The sequence below is a fragment of the Mitsuaria sp. TWR114 genome, assembly GCF_007997345.1.
The window spans coordinates 1-15,185 of record NZ_VOSR01000042.1; the positions used below are offsets into that span (position 1 = coordinate 1).

At 69.4% G+C, this 15,185-nt stretch carries 15 protein-coding genes and 1 pseudogene; 11 read left to right on the forward strand and 5 right to left on the reverse strand.

The window, feature by feature from the left end; genetic code table 11:
* Positions 1-935, reverse strand: a pseudogene (locus FUT87_RS02545) (phosphate acetyltransferase); the annotation flags it as partial.
* A gap of 303 nt (positions 936-1,238) precedes the next feature.
* Between FUT87_RS02545 and FUT87_RS02550 the strand changes: the two are divergent.
* The 3 genes from FUT87_RS02550 (at position 1,239) to FUT87_RS02560 (ending at position 4,846) form a co-directional block, all read left to right on the forward strand.
* Complete coding sequence (locus tag FUT87_RS02550) at positions 1,239-2,459, forward strand: acetate/propionate family kinase (RefSeq protein WP_147239976.1); 1,221 nt, start codon at positions 1,239-1,241, stop codon at positions 2,457-2,459.
* An 80-nt stretch (positions 2,460-2,539) separates the two neighbouring features.
* A complete protein-coding gene (locus FUT87_RS02555) occupies positions 2,540-3,145 on the forward strand; it encodes a DJ-1/PfpI family protein (RefSeq protein ID WP_091729458.1) in 606 nt (201 codons plus the stop codon).
* Between the two features lie 60 nt (positions 3,146-3,205).
* Positions 3,206-4,846, forward strand: a complete 1,641-nt coding sequence (locus FUT87_RS02560) for a peptide chain release factor 3 (RefSeq protein WP_091729462.1) — start codon at positions 3,206-3,208, stop codon at positions 4,844-4,846.
* Between the two features lie 54 nt (positions 4,847-4,900).
* Here FUT87_RS02560 and FUT87_RS02565 read toward each other — a convergent pair whose 3' ends face one another.
* The gene (locus FUT87_RS02565) at positions 4,901-5,443 is read right to left on the reverse strand and encodes an outer membrane beta-barrel protein (RefSeq protein ID WP_091729465.1); all 543 of its coding nucleotides are present in this window, start codon (positions 5,441-5,443) and stop codon (positions 4,901-4,903) included.
* A gap of 215 nt (positions 5,444-5,658) precedes the next feature.
* Between FUT87_RS02565 and FUT87_RS02570 the strand changes: the two genes are divergently transcribed.
* Positions 5,659-6,468 (forward strand): ABC transporter substrate-binding protein, encoded by an 810-nt coding sequence (locus FUT87_RS02570; protein WP_147239977.1) that lies wholly within the window; start codon positions 5,659-5,661, stop codon positions 6,466-6,468.
* 73 nt (positions 6,469-6,541) lie between these two features.
* Here the strand turns inward: FUT87_RS02570 and FUT87_RS02575 are convergent, their stop codons facing one another.
* A complete protein-coding gene (locus FUT87_RS02575; RefSeq protein WP_091729474.1) occupies positions 6,542-7,495 on the reverse strand; it encodes an MBL fold metallo-hydrolase in 954 nt (317 codons plus the stop codon).
* Between the two features lie 390 nt (positions 7,496-7,885).
* On the opposite strand from FUT87_RS02575, the gene FUT87_RS02580 reads away from it, so the two are divergent.
* From FUT87_RS02580 to ubiA, 7 genes are all read left to right on the forward strand, one after another.
* Positions 7,886-8,656 (forward strand): ABC transporter ATP-binding protein, encoded by a 771-nt coding sequence (locus tag FUT87_RS02580; protein WP_147239978.1) that lies wholly within the window; start codon positions 7,886-7,888, stop codon positions 8,654-8,656.
* The gene (locus FUT87_RS02585; protein WP_091729481.1) at positions 8,656-9,366 is read left to right on the forward strand and encodes an ABC transporter ATP-binding protein; all 711 of its coding nucleotides are present in this window, start codon (positions 8,656-8,658) and stop codon (positions 9,364-9,366) included. Before FUT87_RS02580 ends, FUT87_RS02585 begins: the two co-directional genes overlap by 1 nt.
* Before the next feature lie 98 nt (positions 9,367-9,464).
* Entirely contained in the window at positions 9,465-10,673 is a 1,209-nt protein-coding gene (locus FUT87_RS02590) for an ABC transporter substrate-binding protein (RefSeq protein WP_091729485.1), read from the forward strand.
* An 89-nt stretch (positions 10,674-10,762) separates the two neighbouring features.
* The gene (locus FUT87_RS02595) at positions 10,763-11,650 is read left to right on the forward strand and encodes a branched-chain amino acid ABC transporter permease (protein ID WP_147239979.1); all 888 of its coding nucleotides are present in this window, start codon (positions 10,763-10,765) and stop codon (positions 11,648-11,650) included.
* On the forward strand, positions 11,647-12,633 hold the full coding sequence (locus FUT87_RS02600; RefSeq protein WP_147239980.1) for a branched-chain amino acid ABC transporter permease: 987 nt from the start codon (positions 11,647-11,649) through the stop codon (positions 12,631-12,633). Before FUT87_RS02595 ends, FUT87_RS02600 begins: the two co-directional genes overlap by 4 nt.
* A 37-nt stretch (positions 12,634-12,670) precedes the next feature.
* On the forward strand, positions 12,671-13,012 hold the full coding sequence (locus tag FUT87_RS02605) for a helix-turn-helix domain-containing protein (RefSeq protein ID WP_147239981.1): 342 nt from the start codon (positions 12,671-12,673) through the stop codon (positions 13,010-13,012).
* Between the two features lie 100 nt (positions 13,013-13,112).
* Positions 13,113-14,030, forward strand: coding sequence for a 4-hydroxybenzoate octaprenyltransferase (gene ubiA, locus FUT87_RS02610; RefSeq protein WP_147239982.1), 918 nt, complete (start codon positions 13,113-13,115; stop codon positions 14,028-14,030).
* Between the two features lie 72 nt (positions 14,031-14,102).
* Here ubiA and FUT87_RS02615 read toward each other — a convergent pair whose 3' ends face one another.
* Both FUT87_RS02615 and FUT87_RS02620 read right to left on the reverse strand, forming a co-directional pair.
* On the reverse strand, positions 14,103-14,717 hold the full coding sequence (locus FUT87_RS02615) for a DUF4337 domain-containing protein (RefSeq protein ID WP_147239983.1): 615 nt from the start codon (positions 14,715-14,717) through the stop codon (positions 14,103-14,105).
* 118 nt (positions 14,718-14,835) lie between these two features.
* The coding region (locus tag FUT87_RS02620) for a CBS domain-containing protein (RefSeq protein WP_147239984.1) at positions 14,836-15,185 on the reverse strand (350 nt) is incomplete at its 5' end.

Genomic DNA, 15,185 nt, shown 5'->3' on the forward strand with positions numbered 1-15,185 from the left:
CGCGGCGGCCTCGGCCAGCATCGAGGCCAGCGCGCAGGACGCCAGCCGCGCGGTGCGCGAATCGGCGCGGCTGGTCAGCACGATGGGCACCTTCGCGCCCAGCACCACGCCCGCCGCGTAGGCCTGCGCCAGGAAGCTCAGGCTCTTGGCCAGCATGTTGCCGGCGTCCAGGTCCGGCACGATCAGCACGTTGGCGCGGCCCGCCACCGGCGACACGATGCCCTTGATGCGGGCCGCCTCCGGATCGATGGCGTTGTCCATCGCGAGCGGGCCGTCCAGCACCGCGCCGGTGATCTGTCCGCGGTCGGCCATCTTGCACAGCGCCGCGGCGTCGATCGTCGACGGCACCTTCGGATTCACCGTCTCCATCGACGAGAGCAGCGCCACACGCACCTCGGCAGTCGCAGCGCATGCGCCAGGTCGATCGCGTTCTGGACGATGTCGACCTTCTCCTCCAGCGTCGGCTCGATGTTGATCGCCGCGTCCGAGATGATCAGCGGCTGGGGATGCCCCGGCACGTCCATCACGAAACAATGGCTGATGCGCCGGGCGGTGCGCAGCCCACCCTCGCGGCGCACGACGGCGCCCATCAGTTCGTCGGTATGGAGGCTGCCCTTCATCAGCGCGTCCACGCTGCCCTTGAGCGCCATCGTCACCGCCATCTCGGCGGCCGCGTGGCTGTGCGGGACGTCGAACAGGGTGAAGCGCGCGAGATCCACGCCGGCCGCCGCCGCGGCCTCCGAGACCTTGCCCGCCGGGCCGATCAGCACCGGCTCGATCAGCCCGAGCGAGGCGGCCTCGGTCGCCGCCAGCAGTGCCACATCGCTGCATGGATGCACGACGGCCATGCGCAGCGGCGGCAGGTGCCGCACGGCCTCGATGAGGCGGTCGTAATGGGGATGGGCGCTGGGGGGATGCGCGATGGACGGCGCGATGGACGGCACCGATGACGGCGCCTGGCCGGCCGGCCCGCCGGCGCTTCGGAACGAGGTGATCACTGGCTGGCTCCCTGTGCTGCAGACGGCGCGGCGTCCCGTTGTCGCCGCGCGTTCGGACAAGTTTTCCGACGCCCCGACCCGCCGCGCGCTTGACCCTGTTTGTTCCTCGGGCTTTCACGACGAGTCGCGGTCGATGATGCATGCTGCGCTGCAACAAATCAAGCGACGCGGGGTCGCGCGGCGGTGCCGGAAACGGGCAGATGTCTGGCATCGGCGGCGGCCCTCATGAAGGGGTGAGCGATGGGTCCAAGGCTGGAAGGAGAGTTCATCGCGGTCGTCAACGCCGGCTCGTCCAGCATCAAGCTGTCGATGTTTTCGCTGCACGACGATCGCCGGCAGGGCCCCCTGCGGCTGGAGTTGCGCGCGCAGGTCGAGGGCCTGGGCACCGCGACGCCGCATTTCGAAGCCGCCCATGCCGACGGCACGAAGGCGGGCTCGCGCGACTGGCCGGTCGGCGAGCGGCTCGGCCACGAGGGGGCGCTCGAGCACCTGGTCGAGTTCGTCCGGCACGAATTCCCGGGCCTCTCGATGCTGGGCATCGGGCACCGCGTCGTGCACGGCGGCACGGCCTTCCAGGAACCGGTGGTAGTGACGCCGGCGGTGCTCGGCCAGCTGGAGACGCTGGTCCCGCTGGCGCCGCTGCATCAGCCGCACAACCTGGCGCCGATCCGCCGCGCCTTCGCCGCCCTGCCCGGCCTGCCGCAGGTGGCCTGCTTCGACACCGCCTTCCACCGCGGCCAGTCCGACGTCGCCGATGCCTTCGCGCTGCCGTATGCGCTGTTCGAGGCCGGCGTGCGGCGCTACGGCTTCCATGGGCTGAGCTACGAGTACATCGCGTCGCGGCTGCCGGCGCTGTCGCCGCGGCTGGCGGACGGGCGCGTCGTCGTCCTGCACCTGGGCAACGGCGCAAGCGCCTGTGCGCTGCATCGCGGGCGCAGCATCGCCAGCAGCATGGGCTTCACCGCCGTCGACGGACTGCCGATGGGCACGCGCAGCGGCGCCGTCGACCCGGGCGTGCTGCTCTACCTGATGGACGAGCACCGCATGGACGCGCGCGAACTGGAGACGCTGCTCTACAAGGAGTCCGGGCTGCTGGGGCTGTCGGGCGTGTCCAGCGACATGCGGCAGCTGCTGGCCAGCGATGTGCCGCGGGCGCGCTTCGCGGTCGACGTGTTCGTGCATCGCGTCACCCGCGAGATCGGCGCGCTGGCCGCGGAGATGGGCGGCCTCGACGGCCTGGTGTTCACCGCCGGCATCGGCGAGCACTCGGCCGAGATCCGCCGCCGGGTGCTGTCGCGCTGCCTGTGGCTGGGGGTGTCGGTGCAGGAGGCCGCCAACCGCGACGGCCCGCCCGAACGCCGCCTCAGCACCGTCGACAGCCGCTGCGAGGCCTGGGTCATCCCCACCGACGAGGAACTCATGATGGCGCGCCACACCTTCCGCCTGCTGGCCGGCGAGTGAGCCCGCGGCAATAACCCCACCGGCTTGGGCGGCGCGGGTGTGAGCGCTACAGTCGGCCGCATCGCCTGGTGGGACCTCCGATGCGCATCGCCATCCTCTCCTTCGACGGCTTCAACGAGATCGACAGCTTCCTTCCGCTGGGACTGCTGAACCGGCTCAAGCCGCAGGGCTGGTCCGCCGAGCTGTGCGGGCCGGGTCCGGCGGTGACCTCGATGAATGGCGTCACCGTGCAGCTGAAACGCCCGCTCGAATGGGCCAACGAGGCCGACGCGGTCTGGTTCGGCTCCGGCATCTACACGCGGGCGATCGCGGAGAACTCGGCGCTGCTGGACCGGCTGCAGATCGATCCGACGCGGCAGCTGATCGCCTCGCAGTGCTCCGGCGCGCTGCTGGTGGCGCGCCTGGGGCTGCTGGGCGACGCACCGGCCTGCACCGATGCGAGCACCCGGCCCTGGCTGGTGGAGGCCGGCGTGCGGGTGCTCGACGAACCCTTCCATGCCCGCGGCCCGGTGGCCACCTCGGGCGGATGCCTGGCCTCGCAATACCTGGCGGCATGGCTGATGTGGAGCAAGGCCGGCGAGGCCGCCACGCGCGACGCGCTCACCTACGCCGCGCCCGTCGGCGAGAAGGCGGACTACGTGGAGCGCTTGCTGGCGCGGGTGCGGCCGTTCATGACGCCGGACTGAGCGCCGGGTCGCGGCAGGGAAGAACCCCGATAATCGCAGGTTCGCCGCCCAAGAGCCGTCATGTCCACCGATCAGCCCAGCCGTATCCAGTCCGAAGTGCGCCGCCGCCGCACTTTCGCCATCATTTCGCACCCTGACGCGGGCAAGACCACGCTGACGGAAAAGCTGCTGCTGTTCTCCGGCGCGATCCAGATCGCGGGCTCGGTGAAGGCGCGCAAGGCCTCGCGCCACGCGACCTCCGACTGGATGGAGATCGAAAAGCAGCGCGGCATCTCGGTGGCCTCGTCGGTGATGCAGATGGAATACCGCGACTGCGTCATCAACCTGCTGGACACCCCGGGCCACCAGGACTTCTCGGAAGACACCTACCGCGTGCTGACCGCCGTCGACGCGGCGCTGATGGTCATCGACGCGGCCAACGGCGTGGAGCCGCAGACCCGCCGCCTGCTGCAGGTCTGCCGCGCGCGCAACACGCCGATCCTGACCTTCGTCAACAAGCTGGACCGCGAGGTCCAGGAGCCGCTGGCGCTGATGGACGAGATCGAGCGCGAGCTGGGCATGACGGTGGTGCCCTTCACCTGGCCGGTCGGCATGGGCAAGCACTTCCACGGCGTGATGGACCTGCGCCAGCAGCGCATGCGCGTGTTCTCACCCGGCGAGGACCGCGCCGCCGGCACCGAGGAAGTGCTGGAGGGCCTGGACAACCCAGCCTATGTCGAACGCTTCGGCATGCAGTACGAGAACGCGCAGGGCGAGATCGAGCTGGTCAACGAGGCGGCCCCCGCCTTCGACGAGGAAGCCTTCCTCACCGGCCGGCAGACGCCGATGTTCTTCGGCTCCGCGGTGAACAACTTCGGCGTGCAGGAAGTGCTGGACGCGCTGGTCGAGCTGGCGCCCGCGCCCGCCGAGCGCGCCGCGATGCAGCGCGTGGTGCAGCCGGAGGAGCCCAAGTTCACCGGCGTGGTCTTCAAGATCCAGGCCAACATGGACCCGGCGCACCGGGACCGGATCGCGTTCCTGCGCGTGGCCTCGGGCCACTTCGAGCGCGGCATGCGGCTCAAGGTCGTGCGCTCGGGCAAGGAGCTGCGGCCCAACACGGTGGTGAGCTTCCTGTCGCAGCGCCGCGAGCTGCTGGACGAGGCCTTTGCCGGCGACATCATCGGCATCCCCAACCACGGCGTGCTGCAGCTGGGCGACACCATCACCGAGGGGGAGGCGCTGCAGTACACCGGCCTGCCCTTCTTCGCGCCGGAAATGTTCCGCTCGGTCGAGGTGGCGGACCCGCTCAAGACCAAGCAGCTGCGCGAGGGTCTGCGCCAGCTCGGCGAGGAAGGCGCGATCCAGGTCTTCCGCCCCGAGGCCGGCAGCGTGCTGCTGCTGGGCGCGGTCGGCCAGCTGCAGTTCGAAGTCGTCGCGCACCGCCTGGAACACGAGTACGGCGTCAAGGCCCGCATCACGCCGGCGCGCTACAACGTCGCGCGCTGGGTGACCTGCGACGAGGCCGACGGCGGCGAGAAGGAGCTGCGCCGCTTCATCGACCACAACGCCCACCGCGTCGCCTGGGACGCGGTCAACGCGCCCACAGTGCTGCTCGAGTACGCCGGCGAACTGCGCGCGATGCAGGAGAACTGGCCCAAGATCAAGTTCCACGCGCTGCGCGAGCACGCGGGCCTGGTCTTCCAGAAGCAGATGGACGCCTGAGACGGCGCGGGGTGGACCGGGGGCCGGCGCTGCGGCGCCCCGGCGACCGGTGGCTCAGTACGCCAGCTGCCAGCCCACCAGCCACAGGCCGGTGTTGATGCCGGAGAAGCGCTCGTAGCCCGCGGTCAGCGCGACGTGGCGGCCGAACTCCAGCGCGGCGCCGACGCCGGCGGTCACGGTGGTCTTGTCGCTCGGGTTCACGCCGTCGTCGCGGGACATCTTGGTGCGGCCGATGCCGACGCGACCGGTCAGGCTGAACATCCGCGCCAGCGGATAGCGGCCCACGGCCGCGATGCCGACATGCGAGTCCGGATATTCGAAGTCGCGGCGCGGGCCGAAGATCTTGAACTCCAGGCTGCGTGAATACAGCTCGACGCTGTAGTTGGCATTGAAGCGATAACCCAGCCCATAACCGATCGACAGCTGGCTGCCGTCGCGCTTGTAGGACTCATGGCTGCCGTCGACACCGCCCACGGCGATCGAGGCATAAACGAGCGGCTCGCCCAATTCGGCGGCGGTGGCGGCCATGGTCGAGGTGGCGGAGGTGGCCCCGGTGGCCATCAGGGCGGCCATCGCGGCGACCCGAAGCGTCTTCATGTGGTGTTCTCCCTGGGAAACGTAGCGCGGCGCCGATCCTGGCGACTTCGCGGCGGCGCGCAGGATAGCCGTCGCCGCGCCGACGGGCGCGCGCCTGCACGCCGTTCCCCTCTTCGGAGGGAAAGGGCTTCCCCGGGCTTGATGCCGTGACCTTGTTGACGTTTCACCGGGCGCCCCGTTGGCGCCGTGTCATCACCGCTTCCTACACTGCGCCGATGCCGAACGTGATCGAGCCCCTGCAGGAGCGCCGTCTGAGCTGCCTCCTGCTGGCGGCGGGCCTGATCGCGGGCGCGATGCCGACGGCGATCGCCGCGCAGGTGCCGGCCAGCGCGGTCCAGGACGCGCCGCGCGAGCTGGTCGCCTTCACCGAGAACCTGCCGCCGCTGAACTACGCCGAAGCGGGCGAGGCGAGCGGCTTCAGCACCGAGCTGCTGCGTCTGATGAGCGCCGAGGCCGGTGTGCGGTTGCGCATCGAGGTGCTGCCCTGGCAGCGCTCGGTGCAGGAAGCGGCGCGGCGCGCCGACAGCGTGCTGTTCTCGCTGGTGCGCACGCCAGAGCGCGAACACCAATACCGCTGGGTCGGCCCGATCAGTCCGCGCCGGATCCTCGTGTACCGGCTGCGCCACCGCACGGACGTGCGCCCGGCCAGCCTCAAGCAGCTCAACGGGCTGCGGCTGGGGGTGTCGCGGGACTCGGCCGCCGCCCGTCAGCTGCTGGCGGACGGCCTGCGGCCGGAGCAGGAGCTGGAACTGGGCCTGGACGACGCCACCAACCTGCGCAAGCTGCTCGCCGGCCGCATGGACCTGATCGTCATGCTGGACTGGGCCGCTGCCTGGCACCTGCGGGAGCTGAAGCTGCCGTACTCGACGCTCACGCCGGTGCTGTCGATGGACGTGGACAAGGCCTACTGGTTCGGCCTGCCCGCCGACAGCGACCCGGCGGTCGCGCGGCGGCTGCAGGTCGCGCTGGACCGCCTCAGGCGGGATGGGCGCTACGAGCGCCTGCGGCAGCAGTATTTCGATTGAGGGCGTCGGTGGGCGTCGTCGGCGAGCAGCCGAGCGACTCGAGCATGCGGCCCGCCCGCCGTCGCCCTGCCCCTCAAGGCTTGACGCTGTAGTTCACCGGCACCCAGCGATAGCCCTTGCCGTCGGCGGCCACGTGGCCGATGCCGGGGAAGGACACATGCGCGATCGCCACCCAGTAGCCCTGCTTCGCCGCATCGGCGTAGGCCAGCTTGCGCTGCGGCATCGCCGCCTTCGAATCGGTGTCGAAGGCGATCGTCACCGACGGGTCCGGGAACTGCACGGCGGCGACGTGCATCAGATCGCCCCACACCGCCAGCTTCTGGCCCTGGCTCTCGACCATGTAGACCGTGTGGCCCGGCGTGTGGCCGTAGGCCGCGTGCGTGCGCACGCCCGGCACCAGCTCGGTCTCGCCGCTGAACGGCTTGAGCCGGCCCGCGTCCTTGTAGGGCTTGAGCGCCGCGATCGCGGCGGCGAAGAAGTCCTTGTGCCCGGCCGGCGCCTTGGCGGCGTTGTCCAGGTTCAGCCAGTAGTCGGCATCGTGCTGGTCCATCCGCACCACCGCGTTCGGGAACAGCGCCTGGCCGTCCTTGCTCAGCCCCGCCGCATGGTCGGGATGCAGGTGGGTGATGTAGACCTCGTCGACCTGCTCGGGCTGGTAGCCCGCCGCCTTCAGGTTGGCGAGCAGCTTGCCGGTGGTCGGACCGAAGGCGCCATTGGCACCGGTGTCGATCAGCACCAGCTTGGTGCCGGTGTTGATCAGGTAGCCATTGATCGAGGTCTCCACCGGCGGCTTCAGGAACTGCTTGTTCAGCGCCTTCACGACGCTGCCGGGCTTGGCCTTGTCCATCAGCTGGTCCACCGGCAGGTCGACGGTGCCGTCGCTGAGGGCGGTGACTTCGAAATCGCCCAGCATCAGGCGGTAGTAGCCCGGCGCCTGGGTCTTCACCTGCGGGGCCGCCGCCTGCACGCCCGCCGCGGCCAGCGCGAGCGCGAGACCGAGGGCGGCGAACTTTCCGGAACGGGTCATGAGGAACCTCCTGTGCTTGTCATGTCGTGTCGCGAGGCGCGTCCGGCGCGCCTCGAGGATGTCCTGCGTTCGAGCAGGCGCGCAGCATAGCCACGCGGCCCGCGGCGTGCGCTCCCCGATCGGAAGAAGCACCGCTCCCCCGCAGGAGATTCCGGTGACACGCGTTCGCTGTGCCGCCGTTGTGGCACGTCCTGGCCCCCGCTCGTCAGCCTCGTGAAAGACGCCTGTTGCGTGATCCGAACCTGCCGGGCGCGCCCTTGACGAAGGCCCCCGGGTTAGCCCTTGCGCAATGCTGCGTAAAGGGTTTTACGCTGTCGAGGGCGCCCGCCGGGGCCCTAAATTCCTGGCTCCACTACAGAGGCTCCGCACCCCGGCGCCCACCTTGCGCCGATGAGCACCCTCATCCTGGAGACACGCAAACTGACCAAGGAGTTCAAGGGCTTCACCGCCGTGGACTCCGTCGACCTGCAAGTGCAGCGCGGTCACATCCATGCGTTGATCGGCCCCAATGGCGCCGGCAAGACCACCTGCTTCAACCTGCTCACGAAGTTCCTGACGCCCACCCGCGGCCAGATCCTCTTCAACGGCCACGACATCACCGGCGAGAAGCCCGCCCAGATCGCCCGCCGCGGCGTGATCCGCTCCTTCCAGATCTCGGCCGTGTTCCCCCACCTGACGGTGCTGGAGAACGTGCGCATCGGGCTGCAGCGCTTCACCGGCACGAGCTATCACTTCTGGAAGGGCCTGGGCGGCCTGCGCCAGCTGGACGGCCGCGCGCTGGAGCTGCTGGAGCTCGTCGACCTGCGCGACATGGCCGCGCTGCGCGCCGCCGACCTGCCCTACGGCCGCAAGCGGGCGCTGGAGATCGCCACGACGATGGCGATGGAGCCGGAGCTGATGCTGCTCGATGAGCCGACGCAGGGCATGGGCCACGAGGACGTGGACCGCGTCACCGCGCTGATCAAGCGCGTCGCCGAGGGCCGCACCGTGCTGATGGTGGAACACAACATGAAGGTGATCAGCAGCATCGCCGACCGCATCACCGTGCTGGCGCGCGGCGCCGTGCTGGCCGAGGGCGACTACGCCAGCGTCTCCCGCCATCCGAAGGTGCTCGAGGCCTACATGGGCTCCGAGGCCGCCGAGCTGCAGGGAGCCCATTGATGGCTTACGCGCTCGAGATCAAGGGCCTGCAGGCCTGGTACGGCGAAAGCCACATCCTGCACGGCATCGACCTGGCCGTGCCGCAGGGCCAGGTGTTGACCCTGCTGGGCCGCAACGGCGCCGGCCGCACGACGACGCTGCGCGCCATCATGGGCCTGACCGACCGCCGCAGCGGCTCGATCAAGGTCCACGGCCAGGAAACCGTGCAGCTGCCCACGCACCGCATCGCGCGCCTGGGCCTGGGCTACTGCCCGGAGGAGCGCGGCATCTTCGCCTCGCTCAGCACCGAGGAGAACCTGCGCCTGCCGCCGACGCTCAAGGGCGGGCGCGGCAAGGTCATGTCCGAGGACGAGATCTACGCGATGTTCCCCAACCTCGCCGAGCGCCGGCACAGCCAGGGCACGCGGCTGTCCGGCGGCGAGCAGCAGATGCTGGCCGTGGCCCGCATCCTGCGCACCGGCGCCGACATCCTGCTGCTGGACGAGATCTCCGAGGGCCTGGCCCCGGTCATCGTCCAGGCGCTGGCCCGCATGATCACCGCGCTCAAGGCGCAGGGCTTCACCATCGTGATGGTGGAGCAGAACTTCCGCTTCGCCGCGCCGCTGGCGGACCACTTCGTCGTGATGGAGCACGGCCAGGTGGTCGAGTCCTTCGCCGCCGCGCAGCTCGAGAGCAAGCGCGCGCTGCTCGACGAGCTGCTGAGCGTGTGAATCCCCGTGCGGTCACCGCGTGACCGCCACCGTTGATTTCGAGCTTCGAGTCTGAAACCCGCGTGGCCCGACGAGGCCGTTAGAAAAGGAGACAAGCGATGAAGACGACCCTCAAGACCCTTGCCCTGGCCTCGGTGCTGGCCTGCGGCAGCTTCGGCGCGCAGGCGCAGATTTCCGGCGACGTGGTCAGGATCGGCATCATCACCGACATGTCCAGCGTCTACGCGGACATCGACGGCGCCGGCGGCGTGGAGGCGATCCGTCTCGCGATCGCGGATGCCAAGGGCATGGCCGCCGGCAAGAAGATCGAGCTGGTCTTCGCCGACCACCAGAACAAGGCCGACGTGGCCGCGTCCAAGGCGCGCGAGTGGTTCGACACGCAAGGCCTGGACCTGCTGATCGGCGGCACCAACTCCGGCACCAGCCTGGCGATGGCCAAGGTGGCGGCGGAGAAGAAGAAGCCCTTCATCTCGATCGGCGCCGGCACCTCGCGCCTGACCAACGAGGAATGCACGCCCTACACCATCCACTACGCCTACGACACGGTGGCCCTGGCCAACGGCACGGGCGCGGCGGTGACCAAGGCCGGCGGCAAGAGCTGGTACTTCCTGACGGCGGACTACGCCTTCGGCACCTCGCTGCAGGCCGACACCTCGGCGGTGGTGACCAAGTCCGGCGGCCAGGTGCTGGGCGCGGTGAAGCACCCGCTGAACGCGAGCGACTTCTCCTCCTTCCTGCTGCAGGCGCAGAGCTCCAAGGCCCAGATCCTGGGCCTGGCCAACGCGGGTGGCGACACCATCAACGCGGTCAAGGCGGCCAACGAGTTCGGCATCACCAAGACGATGAAGCTGGCCGGCCTGCTGATGTTCATCAACGACGTGCATTCGCTGGGCCTGAAGACCACCGAGGGCATGTACCTGACCGACAGCTGGTACTGGAACCAGAGCCCCGAGGCACGCGCCTGGGCGCGCCGCTTCTTCGAGAAGATGAAGCGCATGCCCTCGTCGCTGCAGGCGGCGGACTACTCGGCGGTGGCGCACTACCTGAAGGCGGTGGAGGCCATCAAGACCGACGACGGCGACAAGGTGGTGGCCCAGATGAAGGCCACGCCGATCAACGACTTCTACACCAAGGGCACGATCCGCAAGGAAGACGGCCGCGGCGTGCACGACATGTTCCTGCTGCAGGTGAAGTCGGCCAAGGAGTCCACCGAGCCCTGGGACTACTTCAAGGTCGTGACCCGCATCCCGGGCGACGACGCCTTCACCAAGCTGGCCGACTCCAAGTGCCCGCTGGTCAAGAAGTGAGCTGAACCGGCGCTGGCGCGTCGCGCGGCCTGGCCGCGCACGCGCCGGTCCGCCGCGATGTCCAAGACGATGACGATGAGCGACGACGCATGACCGACTTCTTTGGTGTCCCCCTGCCCGCGCTGCTGGGCCAGCTGCTGCTGGGGCTGGTGAACGGCTCGTTCTACGCGATGCTGTCGCTGGGGCTGGCCGTCATCTTCGGCATGCTGAACATCATCAACTTCGCCCACGGCGCGCTCTACATGATGGGCGCGTTCCTGGCGTGGATGGGGCTGGAGTACTTCGGCATCAACTACTGGGCGATGCTGCTGATCGCGCCGCTGATCGTGGGCGCCTTCGGCCTGGTCATCGAGCGGCTGCTGCTGCAGTGGCTCTACAAGCTGGACCACCTCTACGGCCTGCTGCTGACCTTCGGGCTGACGCTGGTGATCGAGGGCGTCTTCCGCTCCTTCTTCGGCGTGGGCGGGCAGCCCTACTCGGCGCCCGAGGCGCTGCAGGGCGCCACCAACCTGGGCTTCATGATCCTGCCGAACTACCGGGCCTGGGTGGTCGTCGCCTCGCTGGTGGTGTGCCTGGGCGTGTGGGTGCTGATCGAGAAGACCTCGCTGGGCGCGACGCTGCGCGCCGGCACCGAGAACCCGAAGCTGGTGCAGGCCTTCGGCGTCAACGTGCCGCGGCTGGTGACGCTGACCTACGCCGGCGGCGTGGCGCTGGCGGGCTTCGCGGGCGTGCTCGCGGCGCCGATCCTGCAGGTGAATTCGCTGATGGGCTCCAACCTGATCATCGTCGTCTTCGCGGTGGTGGTGATCGGGGGCATGGGCTCCATCCTGGGCTCGATCCTGACCGGCCTGGGGCTGGGCGTGATCGAGGGCCTGACCAAGGTCTTCTATCCGGAAGCCTCCAACACCGTGGTGTTCGTCATCATGGCCCTGGTGCTGCTGGTGCGTCCCGCCGGCCTGTTCGGCAAAGAGAAATGAACAAGAAACCGCTGGGCTACGCCGCCCTGTTCGTCGCCATCGCGCTGCTGCCCTTCCTGGGCGTGTATCCGATCTTCGCGATGAAGGTGATGTGCTATGCGCTGTTCGCATGCGCCTTCAACCTGCTGATCGGCTTCACCGGGCTGCTGAGCTTCGGCCATGCCGCCTTCCTGGGCGCGGCGGCCTACGCCGCCGGGCATGCGCTGAAGGTGTGGGGCTTCCCGCCGCTGCTGGGCATCGCCTTCGGCACGCTGATGGCGGCGCTGGCGGGGCTGGTGTTCGGGCTGCTGGCGATCCGGCGCTCGGGCATCTACTTCTCGATGATCACGCTGGCGCTGGCGCAGATGCTGTTCTTCTACTTCCTGCAGGCGCCGTTCACCGGCGGCGAGGACGGCCTGCAGTCGGTGCCGCGCGGCAGCGTCCTGGGCATCAACCTGGAGAACGACACCGCGCTGTACTACCTGGTGCTGGCGATCTTCGTGTTCGGCTTCTGGCTGATCTACCGGACGGTGCATTCGCCGTTCGGGCAGGTGCTGACCTCGATCCGGGAGAACGAGGCGCGGGCGACCTCGCTGGGTTACGACGCGGCGCGCTTCAAGCTGATGGCCTTCGTGCTGTCGGCGGGGCTGGCGGGGCTGGCGGGCGCGACCAAGACGCTGGTGCTGGGTTTCGCGACGCTGACCGACGCGATCTGGACGACCTCGGGCCTGGTGATCCTGATGACGCTGGTGGGCGGCATGGGAACGATGGTGGGGCCGATCGTGGGCGCGCTGGTGATCATCGCGCTGGAGAACAAGATCGGCGACCTGGGCCAGTGGCTGGCCGGCGTGACGGGGATCCAGTGGTTCACCGGCCTGGGCGAGTCCGTCAGCCTAGTGACCGGGCTGATCTTCATCCTGTGCGTGCTGGCCTTCCGCCGCGGGCTGGTGGGCGAGGCGGGGGCGCTGGTGGAGCGGTTCCGCAGGCCGGGGAATGCTCGTTAAATCGAGCGTTATCGAGATAAGGCTCGATTTGACGAGCATGAAAGTTCATCAGCTCTCCGCCCTGCCAGTCCATCTGCAATCCGAGTGCGCTCAACTGAGCGATCTCCTGGCGCGGCTGCGGGTAGCGCGCCAGATCAAGCAGGCGGATGCCGCAATTCGCGCCGGTCTATCGCGCAACACGGCTTACCGCATCGAACGGGGCGAGCCGGGGCTGGCAATGGGCCAGTTGTTGCGCTATCTGGATGCGATAGCGCCAGGGATGACGTTGGTCGAGCTTCTGGCCGAGAGCGATCCCGCCCTCTTGCAACAGCAACGCGAGGATCAGCGCCGCCGAGTTCGTAGCCTCACGCAGGCGGAACTCGAGGAGCTGAACTTCTAAGGACCTCCATAGCCTGGCACGCTAAAGCGCCGAGCTTCGCCGCAAGCTGCCATGAGCACTACGCGCAACGCGTGCGGCCCGCAGCGCGACAATCCCCGCCATGACTCCCGCCGCCCCCTCCCCCGCCGCGCCGTCGCGTCTGTCGCTCTACCTGAACCTGATCCGCTGGGATCGGCCGGCCGGCACCTACCTGCTGCTGTGGCCGACGCTCTCCGCGCTGTGGATGGCCGCCGACGGCTGGCCGGGCTGGCACCTGCTGCTGATCTTCACGATCGGCACCTTCCTGATGCGCAGCGCCGGCTGCGCCGTCAACGACGTCGCCGACCGCGACTTCGACAAGCACGTCAAGCGCACCGCCCAGCGGCCCGTCACCGCCGGGCTGGTGTCGGTGAAGGAAGCCCTGGTGCTCGGCGCGGTGCTGTCGCTGGTCGCCTTCGGCCTGGTGCTGACAACCAACCCGCCCACCATCCTGCTGTCCTTCGCCGCGCTCGCGGTGACCATCCTCTATCCGTTCACCAAACGCTGGGTCTCGATGCCGCAGGCCGTGCTGGGCGTCGCGTTCTCCTTCGGCATCCCGATGGCCTTCTCCGCGGCGCTGGGCGGGCGCGAGTGGAGCCTGCAGGCGATCGCCGCCTCGGTGCCGCTGTCGGCCTGGGGACTGCTCGCCGCCAACTTGTTCTGGGTGCTGGCCTACGACACCGAATACGCGATGGTCGACCGCGACGACGACATCCGCATCGGCATCAAGACCTCCGCGCTGACGCTGGGCCGCTTCGACGTCATCGGGGTGATGGCCTTCTACGTCGTCTTCCTCGCGCTGTGGGCCGCGCTGGGCCTGCGCCTGGGCATGGGCCACTGGTTCCTGGCCGGCCTGGCCGCCGCGGCGGCGCAGGTGGTCTGGCACTACACGCTGATCAAGGACCGCGGCCGTGACGGCTGCTTCAAGGCCTTCCGCGAGAACCACTGGGTCGGCTTCGCGATCTTCGCGGGCACGGTGCTGGACCTGGCGCTGCGCTGAGCGCCGCGGTCGCGATCCCATGGCAAACGGGCGCCTGGTGCGCCCGTTCCCACGTCCAGCCCGGCGCGCGGCTCAGGACAGCAGCTGGACGATCAGATCCGGATGCAGCGGCCAGCCGCCCAGGCCCGCCAAGCCCATCAGCACGCCGAACACCGTCGGCACCATGGCCACCGCGAAGAGTGCCCACATCTGCGTGAGCGCCGTGATCGCCAGCAGCGCGATCGCGATGGCCAGCAGGGCATCGGACAGGTCGAACTGGTCGTCGCGGAAGTTGAGCGCGTCGTAGCGCTGCTGGTCGGCCTCGGCCTGCTTGCGCAGTTCGTCCTTCTTGGCCGACTGCTCGGCCGCCAGCGTCTCGTAATGCGCGATCGCCTGCCGGTAGCCGTCGGCGGCCGACTCCGGCGCGCCGAGCGCCTGCAGCTTCAGCTGCGTCAGCGCCGCCTTGGCGATCTCCTCGCGGGCGTTGCGCGCCTGGTAGAAGGCCCAGTGGTCGATCTTGTCGGCCTGCGCCTGCTGCATGTTCTGGTTGATGTTGTCGTCCTTGACCTTGCAGATGCCCATGAAGGTCGCCAGCAGCGCGACGGTCACCGCCACGACGGCATTGAGCCGCGACGGGCGCGCGGCGGCCTCGGGCCGGTCCACGGCCTGGCGGGCGTTCTCGATCAGTTCTTCGGGGTCGATGTCCATCGGCACGGCATCCAGGAAAACGGAGCGGCCGCAGCATACCGAGCGAACCTGAGCGGGACCTGTACGGATCGCCGCGCCAGGCGGTCGGCGTCCGCGCCGCCGCCCGTGGCCCGGCGGCCTACAGGCGATCCACCCGGGCCAGCGCCGCGACCAGGTCGGACTGCGTCAGGATCCCGACCAGCCGCGCCTCGTCGCCGACGATGGGGATGTGGTGGTGCCCGGTGGCCGCGAACAGCGGCACCAGGTCCGCCAGCGGGCGGTCCGCGCTGGCCACCTGCACCTGTCGGCTCATGATCTGGCCCACGACCTCCGCCTTGTCGCTGTGCGTCGAGGGCGTCGGACGGATCAGCTGTCGCAGCCGGGTCGCCCAGTCCGCGTGCAGGTCGAGCGAGGCGCCGCGCAGGAAGTCCGCCAGCGTCACGATGCCGACCACGCGCCGCGCGCGGTCCACCACCGGCAGCGCCTTGA